19 protein-coding genes are annotated in these 19,881 nt (G+C 64.8%); 6 read left to right on the forward strand and 13 right to left on the reverse strand.

What is annotated here, in order from left to right; genetic code table 11:
• Positions 1–55 precede the first annotated feature (55 nt).
• The 4 genes from oxlT (EV147_RS12420) to oxlT (EV147_RS12435) form a co-directional block, all read right to left on the reverse strand.
• Positions 56–1,378 (reverse strand): oxalate/formate MFS antiporter, encoded by a 1,323-nt coding sequence (gene oxlT / locus EV147_RS12420; protein WP_130391489.1) that lies wholly within the window; start codon positions 1,376–1,378, stop codon positions 56–58.
• Between the two features lie 600 nt (positions 1,379–1,978).
• Positions 1,979–2,191 (reverse strand): hypothetical protein, encoded by a 213-nt coding sequence (locus EV147_RS12425; RefSeq protein ID WP_130391490.1) that lies wholly within the window; start codon positions 2,189–2,191, stop codon positions 1,979–1,981.
• A 247-nt stretch (positions 2,192–2,438) separates the two neighbouring features.
• Complete coding sequence (locus EV147_RS12430) at positions 2,439–3,347, reverse strand: LysR family transcriptional regulator (RefSeq protein ID WP_130391491.1); 909 nt, start codon at positions 3,345–3,347, stop codon at positions 2,439–2,441.
• A 121-nt stretch (positions 3,348–3,468) separates the two neighbouring features.
• Positions 3,469–4,812, reverse strand: coding sequence for an oxalate/formate MFS antiporter (gene oxlT / locus EV147_RS12435; protein ID WP_130391492.1), 1,344 nt, complete (start codon positions 4,810–4,812; stop codon positions 3,469–3,471).
• A 215-nt stretch (positions 4,813–5,027) separates the two neighbouring features.
• On the opposite strand from oxlT (EV147_RS12435), the gene EV147_RS12440 reads away from it, so the two are divergent.
• Together EV147_RS12440 and EV147_RS12445 are read left to right on the forward strand one after the other, a co-directional pair.
• Entirely contained in the window at positions 5,028–5,987 is a 960-nt protein-coding gene (locus tag EV147_RS12440; RefSeq protein ID WP_130391493.1) for a LysR family transcriptional regulator, read from the forward strand.
• 108 nt (positions 5,988–6,095) lie between these two features.
• Positions 6,096–6,413 (forward strand): HAD family hydrolase, encoded by a 318-nt coding sequence (locus tag EV147_RS12445; RefSeq protein WP_130391494.1) that lies wholly within the window; start codon positions 6,096–6,098, stop codon positions 6,411–6,413.
• A 46-nt stretch (positions 6,414–6,459) separates the two neighbouring features.
• Here EV147_RS12445 and EV147_RS12450 read toward each other — a convergent pair whose 3' ends face one another.
• Positions 6,460–7,314 carry an ATP-binding protein gene (locus EV147_RS12450; protein ID WP_198680231.1) on the reverse strand — a complete coding sequence of 285 codons (855 nt, stop codon included), beginning with the start codon at positions 7,312–7,314 and terminating at the stop codon, positions 6,460–6,462.
• Between the two features lie 186 nt (positions 7,315–7,500).
• Between EV147_RS12450 and sucC the strand changes: the two genes are divergently transcribed.
• Together sucC and EV147_RS12460 are read left to right on the forward strand one after the other, a co-directional pair.
• Positions 7,501–8,712, forward strand: coding sequence for an ADP-forming succinate--CoA ligase subunit beta (sucC, locus tag EV147_RS12455; protein ID WP_130391495.1), 1,212 nt, complete (start codon positions 7,501–7,503; stop codon positions 8,710–8,712).
• A gap of 1 nt (position 8,713) precedes the next feature.
• Positions 8,714–9,565 carry a succinate--CoA ligase subunit alpha gene (locus EV147_RS12460; protein WP_130391496.1) on the forward strand — a complete coding sequence of 284 codons (852 nt, stop codon included), beginning with the start codon at positions 8,714–8,716 and terminating at the stop codon, positions 9,563–9,565.
• A gap of 31 nt (positions 9,566–9,596) precedes the next feature.
• On the opposite strand, the gene EV147_RS12465 is transcribed toward EV147_RS12460, so the two are convergent.
• The 7 genes from EV147_RS12465 to EV147_RS12495 all read right to left on the reverse strand — a co-directional run bounded on the left by EV147_RS12465 (position 9,597) and on the right by EV147_RS12495 (position 17,685).
• On the reverse strand, positions 9,597–10,034 hold the full coding sequence (locus EV147_RS12465) for a PAS domain-containing protein (RefSeq protein ID WP_130391497.1): 438 nt from the start codon (positions 10,032–10,034) through the stop codon (positions 9,597–9,599).
• Positions 10,035–10,160: 126 nt separating this feature from the next.
• Entirely contained in the window at positions 10,161–11,411 is a 1,251-nt protein-coding gene (frc, locus tag EV147_RS12470; protein WP_130391498.1) for a formyl-CoA transferase, read from the reverse strand.
• A gap of 41 nt (positions 11,412–11,452) precedes the next feature.
• Positions 11,453–13,186 carry an oxalyl-CoA decarboxylase gene (gene oxc, locus EV147_RS12475; protein WP_130391499.1) on the reverse strand — a complete coding sequence of 578 codons (1,734 nt, stop codon included), beginning with the start codon at positions 13,184–13,186 and terminating at the stop codon, positions 11,453–11,455.
• A gap of 157 nt (positions 13,187–13,343) precedes the next feature.
• Positions 13,344–14,126, reverse strand: coding sequence for a fumarylacetoacetate hydrolase family protein (locus EV147_RS12480; RefSeq protein WP_130391500.1), 783 nt, complete (start codon positions 14,124–14,126; stop codon positions 13,344–13,346).
• 113 nt (positions 14,127–14,239) lie between these two features.
• Entirely contained in the window at positions 14,240–15,487 is a 1,248-nt protein-coding gene (gene frc / locus EV147_RS12485) for a formyl-CoA transferase (protein ID WP_130391501.1), read from the reverse strand.
• 215 nt (positions 15,488–15,702) lie between these two features.
• On the reverse strand, positions 15,703–16,437 hold the full coding sequence (locus EV147_RS12490; protein ID WP_130391502.1) for a GntR family transcriptional regulator: 735 nt from the start codon (positions 16,435–16,437) through the stop codon (positions 15,703–15,705).
• A gap of 228 nt (positions 16,438–16,665) precedes the next feature.
• Positions 16,666–17,685 (reverse strand): 2-dehydropantoate 2-reductase, encoded by a 1,020-nt coding sequence (locus EV147_RS12495; RefSeq protein WP_130391503.1) that lies wholly within the window; start codon positions 17,683–17,685, stop codon positions 16,666–16,668.
• Positions 17,686–17,949: 264 nt separating this feature from the next.
• On the opposite strand from EV147_RS12495, the gene EV147_RS12500 reads away from it, so the two are divergent.
• Complete coding sequence (locus EV147_RS12500) at positions 17,950–18,708, forward strand: TerC family protein (RefSeq protein ID WP_130391504.1); 759 nt, start codon at positions 17,950–17,952, stop codon at positions 18,706–18,708.
• A 63-nt stretch (positions 18,709–18,771) separates the two neighbouring features.
• Positions 18,772–19,461 (forward strand): GntR family transcriptional regulator, encoded by a 690-nt coding sequence (locus EV147_RS12505; protein ID WP_130391505.1) that lies wholly within the window; start codon positions 18,772–18,774, stop codon positions 19,459–19,461.
• A gap of 131 nt (positions 19,462–19,592) precedes the next feature.
• Here the strand turns inward: EV147_RS12505 and EV147_RS12510 are convergent, their stop codons facing one another.
• On the reverse strand, positions 19,593–19,778 hold the full coding sequence (locus tag EV147_RS12510; RefSeq protein ID WP_130391506.1) for a hypothetical protein: 186 nt from the start codon (positions 19,776–19,778) through the stop codon (positions 19,593–19,595).
• Between the last annotated feature and the right edge of the window lie 103 nt (positions 19,779–19,881).

Below are 19,881 nucleotides of genomic sequence, written 5' to 3' on the forward strand. Positions count from 1 at the left end.
GAAAAAGCCCGCGCAGGGCGCGGGCTCCGGAACGGGACGACGTGCAGTGGCGGCTTCAGGTCAGGTCATCGGGAACCGCCCGATATCCCATCGGCATGCTGCTGTCCTGCACGGTCTTGCGGGCGTGGGCCTCGCGCATCGGCTTGAGCACGAAGATCGCCATCAGCGCAGACAGTGCGGCCATGCCCGAGGCCAGCATGAAGACCGCGTGCCAGTCGCCCGTGGCTGCCGTGATCACGCTGGAGAACGGCACCAGCAAGGCGGCAGTGCCCTTGGCCGTGTACAGCAGGCCAGCGTTGGTCGCCGCGAACTTGGGGCCGAAGGTATCGCCGCAGGTGGCCGGGAACAGGCTGTAGATCTCGCCCCAGGCAAAGAACACGATGCCGGTCAGCACCACGAACGCCACCGGGTTGTGCCCGTACTTGGACAGCAGCACGATGCCGACCGCTTCCACCGCGAACGCCAGGAACATCGTATTTTCACGACCGATGTTGTCGGACACCCAGCCAAAGAACGGTCGGGTCAGGCCGTTGAGCACGCGGTCGATGGTCAGGGCGAAGGTCAGCGCGGGCAACGTCAGGCCCATCAGCGAAACCGGGGAGTCGTGCAGCCCGAAATCCTTGGCGATCGGGCCGAGCTGCGCGGTGGCCATCAGGCCGCCGGCCGCCATCATCACGAACATGGCGTACATGACCCAGAAGATCGGCGACGACAGCACCTGGCGGGGCGAGGCGTTATAGGCCGCGGCGGACTTCAGCGTCGACTTGACGTCTGCCATCAGCTTGGCCGGCGGCGGCAGCAGGGCCAGGCCCAGCAGCACCACGATGATCCCCTGCCCCAGGCCGAAGTAGAGGAAAGTGGCCTCGTACCCGCTGGACTTGATCATGTTGGCGATCGGCACCACGGTAGCCGCCGAACCCGCGCCAAACCCGGCCGCCGTCAGGCCAGCCGCCAGTCCGCGCCGGTGCGGGAACCACTTCAGTGCATTGCCCACGCAGGTGCCATAGACCGCGCCGGCCCCCACGCCGCCCACGGCGGCCGCGAAGTACAGCATCGGCAACGACGACGCCATCGAGTTGAGCACCCAGGCAATGGCACACAGCAGCCCGCCGCCGACCACGACGGGTCGCGGGCCATATTTGTCGACCAGATAGCCTTCGATCGGTACCAGCCAGGTTTCGGTCACCACGAAGATCGTGAAGGCTACCTGGATGGCGGTGCGTCCCCAGCCGTATTTCTCGTCGATGGGGTTGACGAACAGGGTCCAGCCATACTGCATGTTGGCGATCATCGCCATACAGATCACGCCGAAGACAAGCTGCGTCCACGGCGAACCAAACCAGGACGCTTGCGCGCCTGCGCGTTGCTGACTTTCCATGGTGGTGTCTCCTTCTGGCGGTGTGTCCCGCCGTTGCGGAATGGCATCTGCGTTGGATGCCTGTGGTGTTTTTTGCTGCCACTGCTTTTTATCGTCAACTGCCGAAGATCGAACAGCTGAGCCGTTCTAGTGCTATACAGTATGTGGTATATCACCGCAGTTCAAGACGTCTTTGGCGGGAAGCCGGCAGGTTCCGGCTTCAGTGGCCGGACACATTGCAGCCCAGGCCCGGACACTGGTGCAAGGCATGCATCAAACCCCGCGTCCGCTCGATGCCCCCACCCTTCCAGATCAACGAGTTAGCGGCGCCGGGCGCATCAATGGCGACCCCTTCGGCAACGCGTAAAAGCCGCTGCCGCAGGTGCCAATGGATAACCCGCGCTAGGGAAAGTCCCGAGCCGGTCAGGCGCTGAAAATGGCGGAAATGCCAGAGACGCACCGCGCTGCGTCGGGACCTGAGATCCGCAGGCGCAGGGGTGGAACGAAGAGAACGAGAAGAGACGGCCGTGAGGAAAGCGGTACTGCCATTCGGGCTGCCGGCCGCTACAGGGCCCCGAACTTCAACAAACGACTACGAAATACGACAAACCCGAGAGCAGATCAGGCATGCAGGAAGCGCGGTTGCAGGACGGTATCCGAGACCGAGCTGCCGATGCCGGTTTCGCTTTCCGCCGAACCCAGGCCAGCGAAGCGGCCGTGATCTTGCGCGGTGGCCAGGATGCCCATCGGCGTGATGGTTGCCAGGATGTAGGTAACGGTGACACCGAGGGAAACCAGACCCAGGGAGAGGATGGTGAGCAGCGTGGCGTTCATGAAAACTCCTAAGTGATGAAGATCAAGGTGGATTCATTATATGCTGCACTGCGAGGTCTGTAAATATTTTGTATGTGGTATATCAGTAGAGCTTTGTCCCTAAAAACAACAACGCACCCCGTGGGGTGCGTTGGTCGGCACAATCAAGCGCTGCCAGGGCGCTGAATGCTGCCCTTTCAGGCGAAAAACTGCTTAATGCATCACGAAATTCATGGTGCGCCGCAAAACGTGAATCAAATTCATCAGGTCAACCAACTTTCTTCAGCCCCTCGTCGTACTCCTGGGCGCGCAGGTTGTCCCAGATTGCCGCCGCGTTGGGCTTGAGCGAACGGGATTTGCGCCGCACCAGCATCACGTTGGATGTCACCTGCGGCCGCAGGGGCCGCAGTACCGCAGCCGGTGCCATGCCGCTGGCCTGGGCGCGCGACGGCACCACGCCGATGCCCAGCCCCATCGCCACCATGCCGAAGATCGCGGCGAAATGCCCGAGCAACTGCAACGAGCCCGGCCGCACGTGGTATGTCGACAAGGCCCGCTCGACGGCCGGCTGCACACCCGAGTTCTGATCGAGCGTCAGCACCGAGGCATCGGCCAGTTCGCCCCAGCCCAGCGATTCGCGCGCCGCCAGCGGATGGTCCGCCGGCAGCACGGCTTGCAGGGCGTCGACGCAGAGCGGCTCGCAATACAGATCGTCGCTCGGCGCCGGATTGCTGGCGATGCCGAAATCCACCTCGCCGCTGCGCACGCTCTGCAGCACGCTGTCGTGCGACTTGTCGCGCAGCGTGATGCCGATGCCGGGCCAGGCCTGGCGGCAGCCGGCCACCCACATCGGCACCGACATCGAGGACATCACCGGATCGGTGGCGATCTGCACCGTGCCCTGGCTCGGCTTGCCCGTGCCGTGGCTTTCGCGCAGCGTCTGCTCAACCTCCTCGATCAGGTGGCAGATGCGCTGGGACAGGACCTCGCCCGCGTCGGTCAGCTCCACCTGGCGGGTGGTGCGGTCGAACAGGCGCTGGTCGATCTCTTCTTCAAGCTCGCGCACGCTGCGGCTGATAGCCGATTGCGTGAGGCCAAGCTCTGCCGCGGCGCGCGTGAAACTCTTCTGGCGCGCAACCGCGGCAAATGCCTTCAATTGCGGAAGCGAAACATTCATGGTGCCGCTCCTTGCTGGCGGATAACTGCAGTGGTACTGCGCTTGGGGGATCGTTCTTGTCGTGCCCTGCCTGTGAAGCGTTGCTGCCTGGTGTCGTAAGTCTTGTGTTCTGGTCAATCCGTCAATCGCCCTTCCCTGCCACCGCCCGCGCTCCATAGGCGCCGGCGTCGGTGGCCGGCTGGGCGGCCACATGGCCGGTAATGAAACGCTGCCGCATGGGCTGGAGCACGAACTTGGCCGAGAGCCCGGCCGCCACGGTCATCACGGCGGCCACGGCAAAGACCAGGTTCCAGCCGCCCGAGTGCGACAGCACCGAGGCCACCGGCACCAGCAGCGCCGCCGTACCCTTGGCCGTATAGAGCGTGCCCGCATTGGCGGCGGCGAACCGGCTGCCGAACGTATCGGCACACAGCGCCGGGAAGATCGAGAAGATCTCGCCCCAGAACAGGAACGTCAGTGCGGCAAAGAACATGAACCAGTACGGGTTGTGGCCCAGTTCGAGCAGCCCGATCAGCGACAGCCCTTCGCCGATGAAGATCAGGAACATCGTATTTTCACGACCAATGCGATCCGAGACGAAGCCGCACAGCGGACGGGTCAGCCCGTTGCAGAGGTTGTCGATCGACAGCGTCATGGTCAGCAGCGGCAGCGTCACGCCGAGCAACGTAACCGGCATCGTCGCAAAGCCAAAATCGCGGGCGATGGGTCCGAGCTGGGCGGTGGCCATGATGCCGCCCGCCGCCACGGCCACGAACGAGATGTAGATCACCCAGAAGACCCGCGTACGCACCATCTGTCCCGGCGTGAACTCCACCGGATTGGTCAGGATCGCCTTGTTGGCCTTGGCGCCCTTGGGCGGCTGCGGTTTCACCAGCAGCAGCGCCATCGCAAAGATCAGCACGCCCTGGATGATGCCGAACGTGAAGAACGTATGTTCGTAGCCCGATTTCTGGATCATGTTGGCGATCGGGATCACCGTCAGCGCGGCGCCGGCGCCAAACCCGGCCGCTGTCAGCCCGGCGGCCAGCCCGCGCTTGTCCGGGAACCACTTCAGCGCGTTGCCCACGCACGTGCCGTAGACGCCGCCAGCCCCGATGCCTGCCAGGACGGCTCCGGCGTAGAGCATCGGCAACGAGGTGGCATAGGAGTTCAGTACCCAGGCCAGTCCGGCGCAGATGGCGCCGCCCGCCACCACGGGCCGGGGGCCGAACTGGTCCACGAGCCAGCCTTCGAGCGGCACGAGCCAGGTTTCGGTCACGATGAAAATGGAAAAGGCGACCTGGATTGCAGAGTCGCCCCAATGGTGTTTGGCGTTCATGGGATTGACGAACAGCGTCCAGCCATACTGGAGGTTCGCCACCAGGCCCATGCAGAGAATGCCGATGAAGAGCTGGAACCAGCGATTTCCTAACAGGCCGCCGTTCTGATCGCGCGCGGCGGTGTCTGCCGCATCGATGTGCGCCATGTCGTGTCTCCTTGCATTAGTGTCTTCGCGCTCTGCGGCGCGACTGCTGGGCTGGCCTATGGGGGAGCCGCCCGTTTTTTTCACTACTGAATGAGCGCGCCTGACATTGCGGCACGGGATTCGTCATTGATGCTACTTCAAACTTAGATCAGCACGACATAAAGTTTTTTATTATGATCATTGACGATCCTTTATAGATTGCAGGAAACAGTGCAATGAAGAATGCCACGCTGCGCCAGCTGAAAGTCTTCGAAACGGTGGCGCGCCACCTGAGTTTTTCCCGCGCAGCCGAGGAGCTTCACCTGACCCAGCCGGCCGTATCCACGCAGGTACGCCAGCTGGAGCACCACGTTGGCCTGCCGCTGTTCGAGCAGCTCGGCAAGCGGATCTACCTGACGCCGGCCGGCGTGGAAATGCTTCATTACAGCCGCAGCATCATCCAGCAGTTCCGCGAGGCCGAGGACGCGATGGCCCAACTCAAGGGTATATCCGGAGGCCGGCTCAATGTCGCGGTGATCAGCGCCGGCGACTATTTCTTCCCCCGGCTGCTGGCCGAATTCATGAATCGGCATGATGGCGTCACGCTCAACCTGGCGGTGCACAACCGGGAAGAGCTGCTGCACCAGCTTGGCGGAAACCTGACAGACCTGGCCGTGATGGTGCGCCCGCCCGAGGGCATGGATACCATTGCCGAATCATTCGCCCCCCATCCGTACGTGATTGTCGCGGCGCCCAACCACCCGATGGTCGGCCAGCGCAATATCCCGCTGGCGGGACTGACCGACCAGGCCTTTGTCTCGCGCGAGAAAGGCTCGGACACCTGGAATTCGATGCAGGAAGGATTTGCCGGGCGGCTCTCGAACCTGCGCATCGCCATGGAGATCAAGAGCACCGAGACGATCAAGCAGGCCGTGATCGCCAACATGGGCATCGCGTTCCTGTCCGCCCATACGGTGGCGCTCGAACTCCAGGCCGGCAAGCTGGCCGTGCTCGATATAGAGGGTTTTCCCGTGATGCTGAACTGGTACGTCGTGCACCGGAAGAACAAGCGCCTGCCGCCGGTGGCACTGGCTTTCAAGCATTTCCTGATGGAGGAAGGCCATACGCTGATCGAGCAGATCACGGGCGTGGAAGGGCTGATTCGCCCCCACAAGCGCCCGCCCGTCAATGTATAAGCTTTTACTTATAGTTTTTCGATGTAACTTTAATTATCGTAAATCGTTCGTCCGGCCTAAGCTGCACTCACCCAAGCTTCACGCAGTGCAAACCCAAAGGAGACGAACATGCAACAACTCCATACCGGCGAATCCGCCTCCTCCCTTTCCACGTCAGCCGGTAACGACACGCGCCATCATGACCGCGACGTCCAGCTGGCCGCCTATAACGCCGCGTTCGAGGAACTGCATCTGATGTTCCGCTGGGACGCGCCGATGTTCGAATGGCTTTGCGGCATCGAATGCGAGAAGACCCGCGTGGCCCGCTACATCGAGGAATACCACGCGCACCTGCTCACCGCCTACGACGCGCCGTTCCTGAGCCAGCTGATCTTCGACAAGAAGAACGAGTACCTGCGAGGGGTAGCGGGGGCCGGGGCGAACTGACTCCCGGACCTCGAACGAATACCACGCGGCCGTCACGGCCGCGTTGTCATTTCTGGGCAGCGCGTAACCAGCTTAGCCAGGCCTGATCCTCGATCTCGTAGGCCCCGCGCGATTCCTTCCAGACAATCTCCCGCTCCCGCAGTCCGTCGATGGCCGTCTGCACGGTGCCGGTGTTCACGACGATGTGCTCCGGAACCAGTGACCGGTATGCCGACATGGCATTTTCGCCAAACGGGGAAAACTGCCCGGTCTTCGCCGCCATGACGCGGACAACTGCCTGCTGCAAGGGTGACAGCGATGCGAAATCGCTTTCCACGTCGTGCCAGATCCGTTCCTGCACCAACGTGGCGTCCTCGCGCAATCGCGTACCGAGGCTTGGCGATTCATTGGCCAATGCAATGGCACCCACCAACTGCCGCAGCAGCTCCGGACGACTACCGACCATCACGAAGGCGTCGTGGACGTCTGCCGCCACCAACTGATTGTCCGGCGCCAGCGCCTGATTGACGCTGGCCGTGTAGGCGTCGGTGTAGCTGCGATCCAGCAAGGGGAATGCCGTCACCTGCGAACCAAAGAAAGGCATGCGGGAGTTCATGACGAGATGCGCCAGCTTGTCGCGGCTGGAACCGGTCAACACCAGCATGAGGTTCGGCGCGTCGCCCGAGCCGTTCATGGCATCGCGCGCGGCCTTGAGCCCGAACATCGCCTCCATGCCCTTCTCGGTGGTCAGCGCATGCTGGGCTTCATCGATCACCAGCAGTACCGGACGCCTCGTCGCCTTGTTCAGGCCCTCGATGGCCTGCGTGAGCGTGATGCCAGGCGGCAATCCCGTGGTGGCCAGGTCTAGCGTGAGCGTGCCCAGGATCGTGATACGGGAGAGACCGACGGCCTTGGCGGCCACAGTTTATGGTCATTTATGCTAGCACCATAAATTATGATTTGAAAATAAACGACCATAAATGCAGTAGAAAGCACTCAAAGCCAGCCCCACACTCGGGGTTTGCATGAATTCCGCTTCCCTGTCACGCTGATATATTACATACCATATAAATAGCTGTGACCCGGCGTTCGCCCGGCGAGGAGACCCGTGAACATCCACGAGCATCAGGCCAAGGAATTGCTCAGGCGTTACGACCTGCCGGTACCGTCCGGCTGCGTGGTCTTCACGCCCGACGAGGCGGCGCACGCCGCCCGCAAGCTGGGCGGCGCGGCATGGGTCGTGAAATCGCAGATCCACGCGGGAGGCCGCGACGCGGGCCGCTTTGTGGGCGATGAATCGGGCCAGGGGGGCGTGCGCGTGGTGACCTCGCTAGACCAGGTGCAGGCCAGCGCCGCACAGATGCTGGGCAGGACGCTGGTCACCCGGCAGACCGGCCCGGCGGGCCGCGCGGTGCGGCGTCTCTACATCGAAAAAGCCTGCGGGGTGGAGCGCGAGTTGTACCTGGGTATCCGGGTGGACCATGCCACGGCGCGCGTCACGATCGTGGCCTCCACCGAGGGCGGCATGGAGATCGGGGACGTCGCGGCAACCGCGCCGGGAAGCCTCCTGAAGGTGGCGATCGATCCTGCCAGCGGCATCCAGCCGTTTCATGCCCGCCGGGTGGTGTCCGCATTCGGGCTGGCCGGCCGGCAGTCGGACGCCGCCACGCGCTTTGTCCTGTCGGCCTATCGCGCCTTCACCGAACTCGACGCGTCGGTGTTCGAGATCAATCCGCTGGCGGTGACCGACAGCGGCGAGGTGATGGCGCTCGACGCCCGCTTCAGCTTCGACGACCGCGCGCTGTTCCGCCATCCCGACATCGAGGCGATGCGCGACGAGAGCGAGGAAGACCCGGCCCAGACCGAGGCCGCCCGCCACGCGCTGCGCCATGTGCGCCTGGACGGCAGTATCGCGGCCATCGTCAATGGCGCCGGGATGGCGATGGCCGCACGCGACCTGTTCAGGCTCCACGGCGCCGAGCCGGCGAGCCTGATCGAGATTGGCGGCAGCGCCACGCCCGCGCACGTGGTTGCGGCGTTCCGGCTGGCGCTGGCCGATCCGGGGGTCGAGGGCATCCTGGTGAATCTCTTCGGCGGCATGCTGCGCGGCGACGTGGTGGCGCAAGGCGTGGTGGCGGCCGTGCGCGAACTCGACATCACCGTGCCGCTGGTAGTGCGGCTGGAAGGCACGCACGCCGACCTGGGCAAGCGGATCCTGCGCGATGCGGGCCTGCCCATTGCCTCCGCCAGCCATCTGGACGATGCCGCCGCAAAACTGGTGGCCGCCGTGCGCGCCATGAAAAAGAAAGGAGACCGGTGAGATGGCCATCCTGATCGACCGGAACACACGCGTGATCTGCCAGGGCCTGACCGGCGCGCAGGGCACGTTCTACGCCGGACAGGCGCAGGTGTATGGCACGAAGATCGTCGGCGGCGTGGCGCCCGGCAGGGGCGGCATGGGCGGCGTGGACGGCAACTGCCACCTCGGCCTGCCCGTTTTCGACACCGTGGCCGCCGCCGCGGACGCCACGGGCGCCGACGCCTCGGTCATCGTCGTCCCGGCGCCGTTCGCCGCCGACGCCATCCTCGAAGCCATCGACGCCGGCCTGGGGCTGATCGTCTGCCTGACCGAAGGCATCCCGGTGATGGACATGGTGCGCGTCAGGCGGGCGCTGGCCGGGTCTGGCAGCCGCCTGGTTGGTCCGAACTGCGCCGGCGTGATCACGCCGGGCCAATCCCTGCTCGGCGCCATGCCGGGGCACGTCCACTCGCCCGGCCGGATCGGCGTGGTGTCGCGCTCGGGCACGCTGGCGTATGAGGCCGCGGCGCAGACCACGGCGGCCGGGCTGGGGCAGTCCACCTGCGTGGGCCTGGGCGACGATCCGGTCAGCGGCACCAGCCTGGCCGACTGCCTGGAACTGTTCCTCGCCGATGACCAGACGGAAGCGATCCTCATGATCGGCGGACTCGATGGCGCAGCAGAGGAAGACGCGGCCCGGTTGCTGCGCGACAGCGGCTCGCGCAAACCCGTGGTGGCCTATCTGGCTGGCGCGGTCAACGCAGGCGGGGCCGAAGCCGCCGGCGCGAAGGCCGACGCCCTGCGTGCGGCCGGCATGAAGATGGCCGCCTCGCCAGCGGAGCTGGGGGCGGCCATGGTCGCGGCAATGAGATAAAGGGTTGCGGCAAAGGCCCGGGGGACGCGGCTCAGGCCGCGGCGCCCGCCTTGGCTTCCAGTTCGGTAATGCGCTTGCGCAGCGCCCGCTCTTCCTGGAAACGGGCGGTCTCGTCGCGGATCACCGCCACGATGCCGGTCACTTCCCCGCCCTCCCCGTGCAGCAACGCCACGGTAAAGGCGATCGACATCGCCTCGCCTTTCTTGTTGATGGCCGGAACCTTCAGCAGGTCATGGCCGTAGCGGGTCTGGCCCGTGGCCATGGTCTTGTCATAGCCCTCCCAGTGGCGCGCGCGCAGGCGCTCGGGAATGATCAGGTCCAGCGATTTTCCCAGTGCCTCTTCCGGGGTAAAGCCGAACATGTACTCCGCCGCGGGGTTCCACAGCGTGATGGCACCGTCCGGCCCGGAAATGATCACGGCGTCGCCAATGGCCGACACCAGTTGTTCGTAGTCGATTGCAGTCTGCATGGTCATTCCTGAGGAATGGTGGGCGGCGTGGGGTACCGCTCCGGTTTCCAGGCTGTCATTCTGGCACGCCCGGCACGGCCGGGGGGGGCGTGGCGGGTCCAGCCCACGCCCCCCGGCCTGCCTCGCTCAGATGACCTGCGACTCGCGCAGCGCGGCGATTTCCTCGGCCTTGTAGCCCAGGCCCGCCAGCACTTCCTCGCTGTGCTCGCCCAGCAGCGGCGAACCGGTGATTTCCGGCTTCATTTCCGAGAACTTGATCGGGCTGCCCACCGTCAGGTACGTGCCACGGACCTTGTGCGGGACTTCCACGATCGAACCGCTCTTGCGCAGCGATTCATCGGCCGCGATTTCCTTCATCGACAGCACCGGCGCGCAAGGGATATCGAACTTGCGCAGGATGTCCACCGCCTCGTACTTGGTCTTGTCGGCCAGCCACGCCTCGATGGTCTGGAAGATGTCGAAGATATGCGGCTGGCGGGCCTTCGGCGTGTTGTAGTTCGGGTCGCTGATCCACTCTTCCTTGCCCAGCGCCTTGCAGATCGGCTCCCAGGCGTGGCCCTGGATCGTGAAGTAGATGTAGGCGTTCGGATCGGTCTCCCAGCCCTTGCACTTCAGCACCCAGCCCGGCTGGCCGCCGCCGCCGGCGTTGCCGCCACGGGGCACCACGTCGCTGAACGTGCCGTGCGGGTACTGGGGATACTCTTCCAGATAGCCCAGGCGGTCCAGGCGCTGCTGGTCGCGCAGCTTCACGCGGCACAGGTTCAGCACGGCGTCCTGCATCGACACGGCCACCTTCTGGCCCTTGCCGGTCTGCTGGCGGCCGATGATGGCCGTCAGGATGCCGATGGCCAGGTGCATGCCGGTATTCGAGTCACCGAGGGCGGCGGCCGACACGGTGGGCGGGCCGTCCCAGAAACCGGTGGTCGACGCGGCACCGCCCGCGCACTGGGCCACGTTCTCGTAGACCTTCAGGTCTTCGTAGTGGTGGCCGTCGCTGAAGCCCTTGACCGAAGCCACGATCATCAGCGGGTTCAGTTCATTGATGCGCTCCCACGAGAAGCCCATGCGGTCCAGCGCGCCCGGGCCGAAGTTCTCCACCAGCACGTCCGATTCGCGGATCAGCTGTTCGAGGATCTTCTTGCCTTCCGGCTTCTTGGTGTCCAGCGTCAGCGACCGCTTGTTGCTGTTCAGCATGGTGAAGTACAGCGCGTCCGCATCGGGATCGTCGCGCAGCTGCGAACGGGTGACGTCGCCGGAGCCCGGGCGCTCCACCTTGATCACGTCGGCGCCAAACCACGCCAGAAGCTGGGTGCAGGCGGGGCCGGCCTGGACGTGCGTGAAGTCGATGATCTTGATGCCATGCAGTGGAAGATTCACTTTCGCTCTCCTATTGGATTAGAGGGGTGAAATTGGGTGGATTACTTGCTGGCCGAGCTTTGCGGGTTCAGGTTGGTCAGGCGGCCGCTTTCGGTGCCGGCAGCCGGGTCGATGACGGCGTTGATCAGGGTGGGCCGGCCCGAGCGCAGGGCTTCATTGACAGCCGCCTCCAGTTCCGCCGGCGTGGTGACGTTGTGGCCCACGCCGCCGAACGCTTCCATCATCTTGTCGTAGCGGGCGCCCGGCACGAACATCGTGACGGCCGGGTCCTTGCCGCCCGTGGGGTTCTTGTCGATGCCCTTGTAGACGCCGTTGTTGTTGAAGACGACGATGCAGATCGGCAGGTCGTAGCGGCAGATGGTCTCGACTTCCATGCCCGAGAAACCGAACGCGCTGTCGCCGCAGACCGCCAGCACCGGCTTGCTGGTTTCCACCGCCGCAGCCACCGCGTAGCCCATGCCTACGCCCATCACGCCCCAGGTACCCACGTCCAGGCGCTTGCGCGGCTCGTACATGTCGATCACGGCGCGGGCGTAATCCAGCGTGTTGGCGCCTTCGTTGACGAACGAGATGCCGGGGTTGGCCTTGACCACGTCCTTGAGCACGCGCAGCGCGCCGTGGAAGTTCATCGGCGAGGCTTCCTTCGCCAGCGTCTCGGCCATCTTCGCCAGGTTCTTGTCCTTGCGCTCGTCCACCGCGTTGAGCCATTCGGCGCCGGGCTTGGCGAAGCCATTGCCGATCTTGTCGAGCAGGGCCGCCACGCACGAGCCGATGTCACCGATCACCGGCGCGGCGATGGCCACGTTGCTGTCGATCTCGGTCGGCGAGATGTCGACCTGGATGAACTGCTTCGGCTTGCCCCAGGTCTTGCCCTTGCCATGCGACAGCAGCCAGTTCAGGCGGGCGCCCACCAGCAGCACCACGTCGGCTTCGGCCAGCACGTACGAGCGCGCGGCCGAGGCCGACTGCGGGTGCGTATCGGGCAGCAGGCCCTTGGCCATCGACATCGGCAGGTACGGGATGCCGGTCTTCTCGACCAGCGCGCGGATATCGGCATCGGCGCGGGCGTAGGCAGCCCCCTTGCCCAGCAGGATCAGCGGACGCTTGGCGCCCTTGAGCAGTTCCACGGCGCGGTCTACCGCATCCGGCGCCGGAATCTGGCGCGGGGCCGGGTCCACGACCTTGATCAGGGATTTGCGGCCCTTCTCGGCTTCCATCGACTGGGCCAGCAGCTTGGCCGGCAGATCGAGGTACACGCCGCCCGGACGTCCCGACACGGCGGCGCGGATGGCACGCGCCACGCCAACACCGATGTCCTCGGCGTGCAGCACGCGGAAGGCGGCCTTGCAGTGCGGCCGGGCAACCGCCAGCTGGTCCATTTCCTCGTAGTCGCCCTGCTGCAGGTCGACGATCTCGCGCTCGCTGGAGCCGCTGATCAGGATCATCGGGAAGCAGTTGGTGGTGGCATTCGCCAGCGCGGTCAGGCCGTTCAGGAAGCCCGGCGCCGAGACGGTCAGGCAGACACCGGGCTTTTGCGTCAGGAAGCCGGCAATCGCGGCGGCGTTGCCCGCGTTCTGCTCATGGCGGAAGCTGATGACGCGCATGCCGTTGGCTTGCGCCAGGCGGGCCAGGTCGGTGACCGGAATGCCGGGCAGGCCGTAGATGTTCTCGATGCCGTTGAGCTTCAGGGCGTCGATGACCAGATGAAAGCCATCGGTCTGTGCCTGGTGCTCTTCCGCAGCGTGACGCTGCAGTTCGTTGCCGACTTCTGCCATGGTTGCTTCCTTCCTATGCAAATTGACGGGATGGGAAATTTTTGTTCGCCGTACTCGATGTGCGCTGGAATACGGTATGTGATATATCAATGATCAGCAAGGAAAATCCCTGCGGTTTCGGCATAAATAAGGGAAAGCACTGACCCGGCCGACCGGGTCAGCCGCGCATGTGGTTGACCAGCGAGCCAATCCCGCCGATCGACACTTCCACTACGGAACCCGGCTTCATCGACCCGACACCGATCGAGGTACCCACCGCGATCACGTCGCCGGGCATCAGCGTCATGTCCTGCGACAGCCGGCTGACCTGCTCCTCGGGCGAGAAAACAATGTCCGACAACGGGTAGTTCTGCCGCTCCACGCCGTCGAGGCGTGTCACCACGCTGGCGCTGCGCCAGTCGAAGCCGGTCACGATGGCCGGGCCGATGCACCCGAACGTGTCGGAACCCTTGGCACGCGTCCATTGCGGAAAGTTCGGGTCGGCGTTGAGCAGTTCGCCCGCCGTGACGTCATTGACGATGGTGTAGCCGAAGATGTGCGAGGCGGCTTCATCGAGCGGCACGTTGCGGCACTCCCGGCCGATGACGATGCCCAGTTCGCCCTCGTAGGCGATCTTTCCGGCGTAGCCCGCCGGGCGCTCGATGGCATCGCCGGGGCCGGCCAGCGAACTGGCCGGTTTGAGCAGGAACAGCGGATGGACGGGCACCGACTTTTCGAGCCGGGCCGCCAGGGCGTGGAAGTTGTTCCACAGCGCCACGATCTTGCCGGGCTGGCACGGGGCGAGCAGTTGCAGCGACGCGTAGCGAAATTCGTTGCCCGTGGGGCGGGGGTCGGCATAGCCGGGGCCATCGAACTCGATGACACGGTCAGCCTCGGCGGCGTCGAGCCGGCCATGAGCGATGGCGCCGTCAGGGCGGCGAAAACGGATCCAGGTTTGCACGGCAGAGCTCCTCGGGGCAGGCGCCTGTGCCGCGCCTGCGCTCCCAGCTGTAGATGGAGGCCCCGGTCAGGGGCGTGATGGCAGGCGCCGGCTGGCCGCCGGCGCGCCCTGGATCAGACGGCCCCGGCCACGCGCAGCGCCGCAATCTGCGCGGGCGAGCGTCCCAGCCATTCGAGGATCTCCTCGGTGTGCTCGCCCAGCAGCGGCGAGCGCTCGACCGAGACCGGCGACGCTGACATCGTGATGGGCGAGCCCAGCTGCACGTACCTGCCGCGCGTCGGATGCTCCAGCTCCACGAGGTAGCCGCGCTCGTACATCGACTGGTCCTCGATCAGGTCCTTCATCGACAGGATCGGGCCGCACGGCACATCCACCTCGTTGAGCGCCTGCATCACCTCGAACTTGGTCCGTCCCAGCGTCCATTGCTCGATGATGCCGAAGCAGGCCGCCAGCTTTTTCAGGCGCACTTCGGGGGTGGCGAACTCCGGATCGGTGATCAGGTCTTCGCGGCGGCACAGGCGCATCAGCGGCTCCCAGCCCTGCGGCTGGATGATGATGTAGACGTAGTCGTTCGGACCACCGGGCGCGCAGCGCAGCGCGGCACCGGGCTGGCCGCCGCCCGAGGCATTGCCGGCGCGCGGCACGTGGTCGTCGAACTCGACGTTCGGATATTCGCGCAGGGGGCCGGCATCGAGCCGCTGCTGGTCGCGCAGCTTCACGCGGCACAGGTTCAGCACGGCGTCCTGCATGGCCACTTCCACGCGCTGGCCACGGCCCGAATGCTCGCGCTGCAGCAGCGCCGCCAGGATGCCGACCACGCAGTGCACGCCCGTACCGGAATCGCCGATCTGCGCGCCGGTCACGGTGGGCAGGCCGTGGGCCTCGCCGGTCGTAGACGCGGAGCCGCCCATGCATTGGGCCACGTTCTCGTACGCCTTGCAGTCCTGGTACGGGCCCGGTCCGAACCCCTTGATCGACGCGTACACCAGGCGCGGATTCAGGGTCTGGATGTGGTCCCAGTCAAAGCCGGCACGGGCCAGCACGCCCGGCCCGAAATTCTCGATCAGCACGTCGCTCTGCTGGATCAGGTCTTCCAGCAACGCCTTGCCTTCCGGCGTCTTCATGTTGAGCGTCAGGCTGCGCTTGTTGCTGTTCAGCATGGTGAAGTACAGGCTGTCGGCGTTCGGCACGTCACGCAGCTGGCTGCGCGTGATATCGCCCCGCCCCGGCATTTCCACCTTGATCACGTCGGCGCCCATCCAGGCCATCAGCTGCGTGGCCGAGGGACCGGCCTGCACGTGAGTCATGTCCAGAATGCGAATCCCATCCAGCGCTTTTCGTTCGGTGTGAGTCTCGGCCATGCTGCGTCTCCTGATGTGTGAGTTTTATGCTTTGACATACAGTATGTGGTATATCACCAAGACGCAAGGGGGTTCAAACCCCTATCCGGCACGATTTCGATGGCGCGCCGCAGCAATTGGCCGCCGGCCAGCCGGCGCCGCCCGCACGGACAAGAAAAAACCCCGACCAGCCGGGCGGCTGTCGGGGTTTCGGATGGGCAAAGCGAGGCTGGGGGTCAGTCGAGGAAGTCGCAGTTCTTCTCGACGAATTCGGCCAGATCCAGCGAGTGCTGGCGCACCAGCCGTTCGGCCAGTTCGGTGTCGCGCTTCTCCAGCGCCTCGATGATCCGCAGGTGATCGACGATCGAGCGCTCCGCGCGATCGCTCTGCGAGATCGTCATTTTCCGGATGGCGCGCACATGCACGAAGATGTTGCGGATCTGGTCCTTGATGATCTGGGAGCGCGACAACTGCACGATCGCCTGGTGGAACGCGATGTTGGCGTCCGAGTATTCCTCGATATGCTCGGCCGGCGTGGAATCCCGGAAGTTGTCGAACATATGCCGCAGCTTGCCAATTTCCTCGTCGGTGGCGTGCTGCGTCGCCAGGCGGGCCGCCATGCTCTCCAGCGCGGCCCAGACCTGGATCATTTCCACGATCTCGCGCTTGGTCTTGCGGGTGATATAGATGCCACGGCGCGGCACCGTGCGCAGGAAGCCCTCCTGTTCGAGCAGCGTCATCGCTTCCCGGATCGGCGTGCGGCTGACGCCGAGCGCCTCGGATAGCACGCGCTCGTCAAGACGGACTTCCTCGCGCGACTGGTAGATGTCGGCGTCGGCAATGGCCTGGCGCAGCATCGCATACGCCTGGTCGCGCAGGCTGGCGCCGGCATTGATCGGTTGCAGGGCCAATGCCAGCCCGATGGGCGGATGGCCGTGCGGCTGGACTTCGGTTTCGCTTTGGGCAGACATGAATGCACTCGTCGATGGCCGGGCCCGCGCGCCGGTCTGGCGTGCGCAGCTACCCGCCCCTTTCCTGGAACTCATTGCGTCCAGTTTGGCATGGCGCCATGCGTTCTGCTCATCAATCTGGCAGAAGACCGCACGCGATGCGGAGAAAGGGGCGGGACCGACCTTTTGTATATGGTATATCACAAAGACGGTACTGCCTAAGTCCAATTCGGGCGTTTCAGGCCCGCGTCACGCGGCCTTGGCGACCTCCCGCGCCGGCGGCGCAGCGTTCGCGGGACTGGCCTGGGCCATCCGGTCACGCTGCTTGATCAGCCCGAGCACCGCGTCGATCATCGGCGTGGGTTGCCCGATCATCCGCCCCATTTCCTGCACCACCGTCAGCAGCGGATCGATTTCCATCGCCCTGCCCGCTTCCAGGTCCTGCAACATCGAGGTCTTGTGGGCGCCCACCGCGCCGGCGCCGTCGATACGCCGCTCCACGTCCACGCGGAAGTGCACGCCAAGGCGCTCGGCGATATCCTTGGCTTCGAGCATCATCTGCTTCGACAACGCCCGCGTGGCCGGATCGGCCGTGATGATGTCGAGCGTGCCGTGGGTCAGCGCGCTGATCGGGTTGAAACAGAGATTGCCCCAGAGCTTGAGCCAGATCTCGTCCCGGATGTTGTCGCGCACCGGCGCGTCCATGTCGGCCTGCGCCATCATTTCGGCGAGGCGCGTCACGCGCGCCGAGCGGCTGCCATCGGGCTCGCCGATCGGGAATTTCTTGCCATACACGTGCTTGATCACGCCGGGGGCGACGATCTCGGCGGCCGGATACAGCACACAGCCGATAGCCCGCTCCGGCCCCAGACCCTGCCACTGCTTGCCGCCCGGATCGACGCTTTCCAGCGTCCGGCCGGCAAATTCGCCGCCGTGGCCGTGGAAATACCAGTAGGGAATGCCGTTGACGCCTGTCACCACAGCCGTGTCGGGCCCCAGCAGCGGTTGCATCAGGTCAACCACGCCCGGCACCTGGTGGGCCTTAAGCGTGATGAACACATAGTCCTGCGGCCCGAGTTCGCGCGGATCGCTGGTACAGCGGACTTTCGCCGTGCGTTCCTCGCCGTCGATCTGCAAGCGCACGCCGTGGGACTGCATGGCCGCCAGATGCGGCCCCCGCGCGATGAAGCTGACGTCGGCGCCGGCCAGCGCCAACTGCGCGCCCATATAGCCGCCAATGGCGCCCGCTCCGTAGATACAAATCTTCATGGGGTGATCTCCTCGATGGTGGTTTATAGATTTGCGAATGCCGAAAGCCGAAAGCCGTGGAGGCGGAGCCAGCCAATCCGCCTTGGTATATCACATACTATATTTCACTATCGCGGTTCTACAACCTCGTTATTCCCCTGAGCCGCTCTAATTTCCGCTGTGCCCGCTTCGCGACCGCCTGGCTGTGCGCTACCATGTATCCAGTTGTCCGCTTGCGGGCCAGCCGCCCCCGGCCTGCGTTACCCCTGATCTATCGGAGTTCGCATGGAAACGCTGCTCGACCTCGCGCGCGATCCGGCCGCCTGGGCCGCCCTCGCCACGCTGGTGGCCATGGAGATCGTGCTTGGCATCGACAACCTGATCTTCATCTCGATCCTGACCAACAAGCTGCCCGCCGAGACGCGCGAAAAGGCGCGGCGCATCGGCATCGGCCTGGCGCTGATCCTGCGTCTGGGCCTGCTGGCCACCATCGCCATCATCGTGGCGCTGACCGAGCCGGTCTTCACGATCCTTGGCAAGGGCATTTCCTGGCGGGACATCATCCTGATCGCCGGGGGCGCCTTCCTGGTCTGGAAAGCCACCCGCGAGATCCATCAGCACGTGGTGCCGGAGCCGGAGCACGACGAGACATCGACCCTGGCCCGTGCCGTACCCAGCTTTGCCGCAGCCATCGGCCAGATCCTGATACTGGACCTGGTGTTCTCGATCGACAGCATCATCACCGCCGTGGGCATGACCGACCACGTGCCGATCATGTTCGTCGCCGTGATCGCCGCGGTCACCGTGATGCTGTTCGCGGCCACGCCGCTGGCCAACTTCATCAACGCCAACCCGACCATCGTCATGCTGGCGCTGGCCTTCCTGATCATGATCGGCATGACGCTGATCGCCGATGGCCTGGGCCACCACGTGCCGAAGGGCTATATCTATACGGCGATGGCGTTCTCCACCGCCGTGGAGGCGCTGAACATGGTGGCGCGGCGCCGCCGCGAGAAAGCACGGGGGCAGACCCCGGCCCACTAGTGAGAGCCATGCGCGACCGGGTATGATGGCTGCCTTGCAGTCATCATCCCATCACGTTTGTCCATGCTTCCTACGGATCTCGCCGGCGCCGACGGCGACCAGAGCGCCTCGCTGCCCCGCTCCGAGCGCGCCTACCAACAACTGCGCGCCGCCATCCAGGCCGGCCAGCTCCCACCCGGCACCCGCCTGCGGGAGGTGGAACTGGCCGAATCGCTAGGGCTGTCCCGCACCCCGGTGCGCGAGGCGCTGTCGCGGCTGGAATCCGAGGGGATGGTAGTCAACGAGCCGAACCGGGGCATGATGGTCACGCGGCTCGACGCCAGCATGGTCAGCGAGCTGTATGTGATGCGCGAGGTACTGGAATCCACCGCCGCCGCACTGGCCGCCCGGCACGCCACCGACGTGGAGATTTCGCTACTGCGCGATATCGTCGAGCGCGACCTGTCGTTTGCCACCGATCCGGAAAAGCTGGCGATGAACAACCGCCTGTTCCACGAGACGCTGCATCGCTGCGCCCATAACCGCTACCTGCTCAAGACGCTGCGCTCGCTGCACGAGTCGATGGCGCTGCTGGGCCGCTCCACGCTGGCCGTACCGGGCCGCGCCCGGGGCTCCTACGAGGAACATCTGGCGCTGGTGGAAGCGCTCGAAGCCCGCAACCCGGAACAGGCCGAGCAGATTACCCGGCGCCACATCCAGCAGGCCTACAAGGCCAGGCTGACGCTATGGATCGAGGAGCAATCGGCCGGTTGAACGGCTGAGCTTTCCTCCGGACGACAAAAAACCGGTCCGTCGCCCGCCTCTTGCGAAGCGGGCGACGGACCGGTTTCTTTATCAGCCAGCGGCGCCAGGTGCGCCGCTTTTTCATTTCAGCTTACGGCAGATCAGCCGTTCGCGTAGACCACCTTGGCCTTGCGCGCTTCCGCCTGCAGGCGGGTGAAAACGTTCTGAACGGCGGCGATCACGCGCTTGGCGTCGTTCACGAAACCCAGGCGCTGGGTACCGAGCTCGCGCTCGATGAGGTCACGTTCCAGTTGATCGGTCAGCTTGATGTCGGATTGGGTGTTCATGGCTTCCTTCCTTAACAGGGATTACCCTTATGGGGTTTTCCCGAATTGTAGCAGAAGGAATGTCGCATCGCAGCATTAGGTAATAGTGCGTATCGGGATGCGA

This window comes from Cupriavidus agavae (assembly GCF_004217045.1).
In the GTDB taxonomy this organism is placed as follows: domain Bacteria; phylum Pseudomonadota; class Gammaproteobacteria; order Burkholderiales; family Burkholderiaceae; genus Cupriavidus; species Cupriavidus agavae.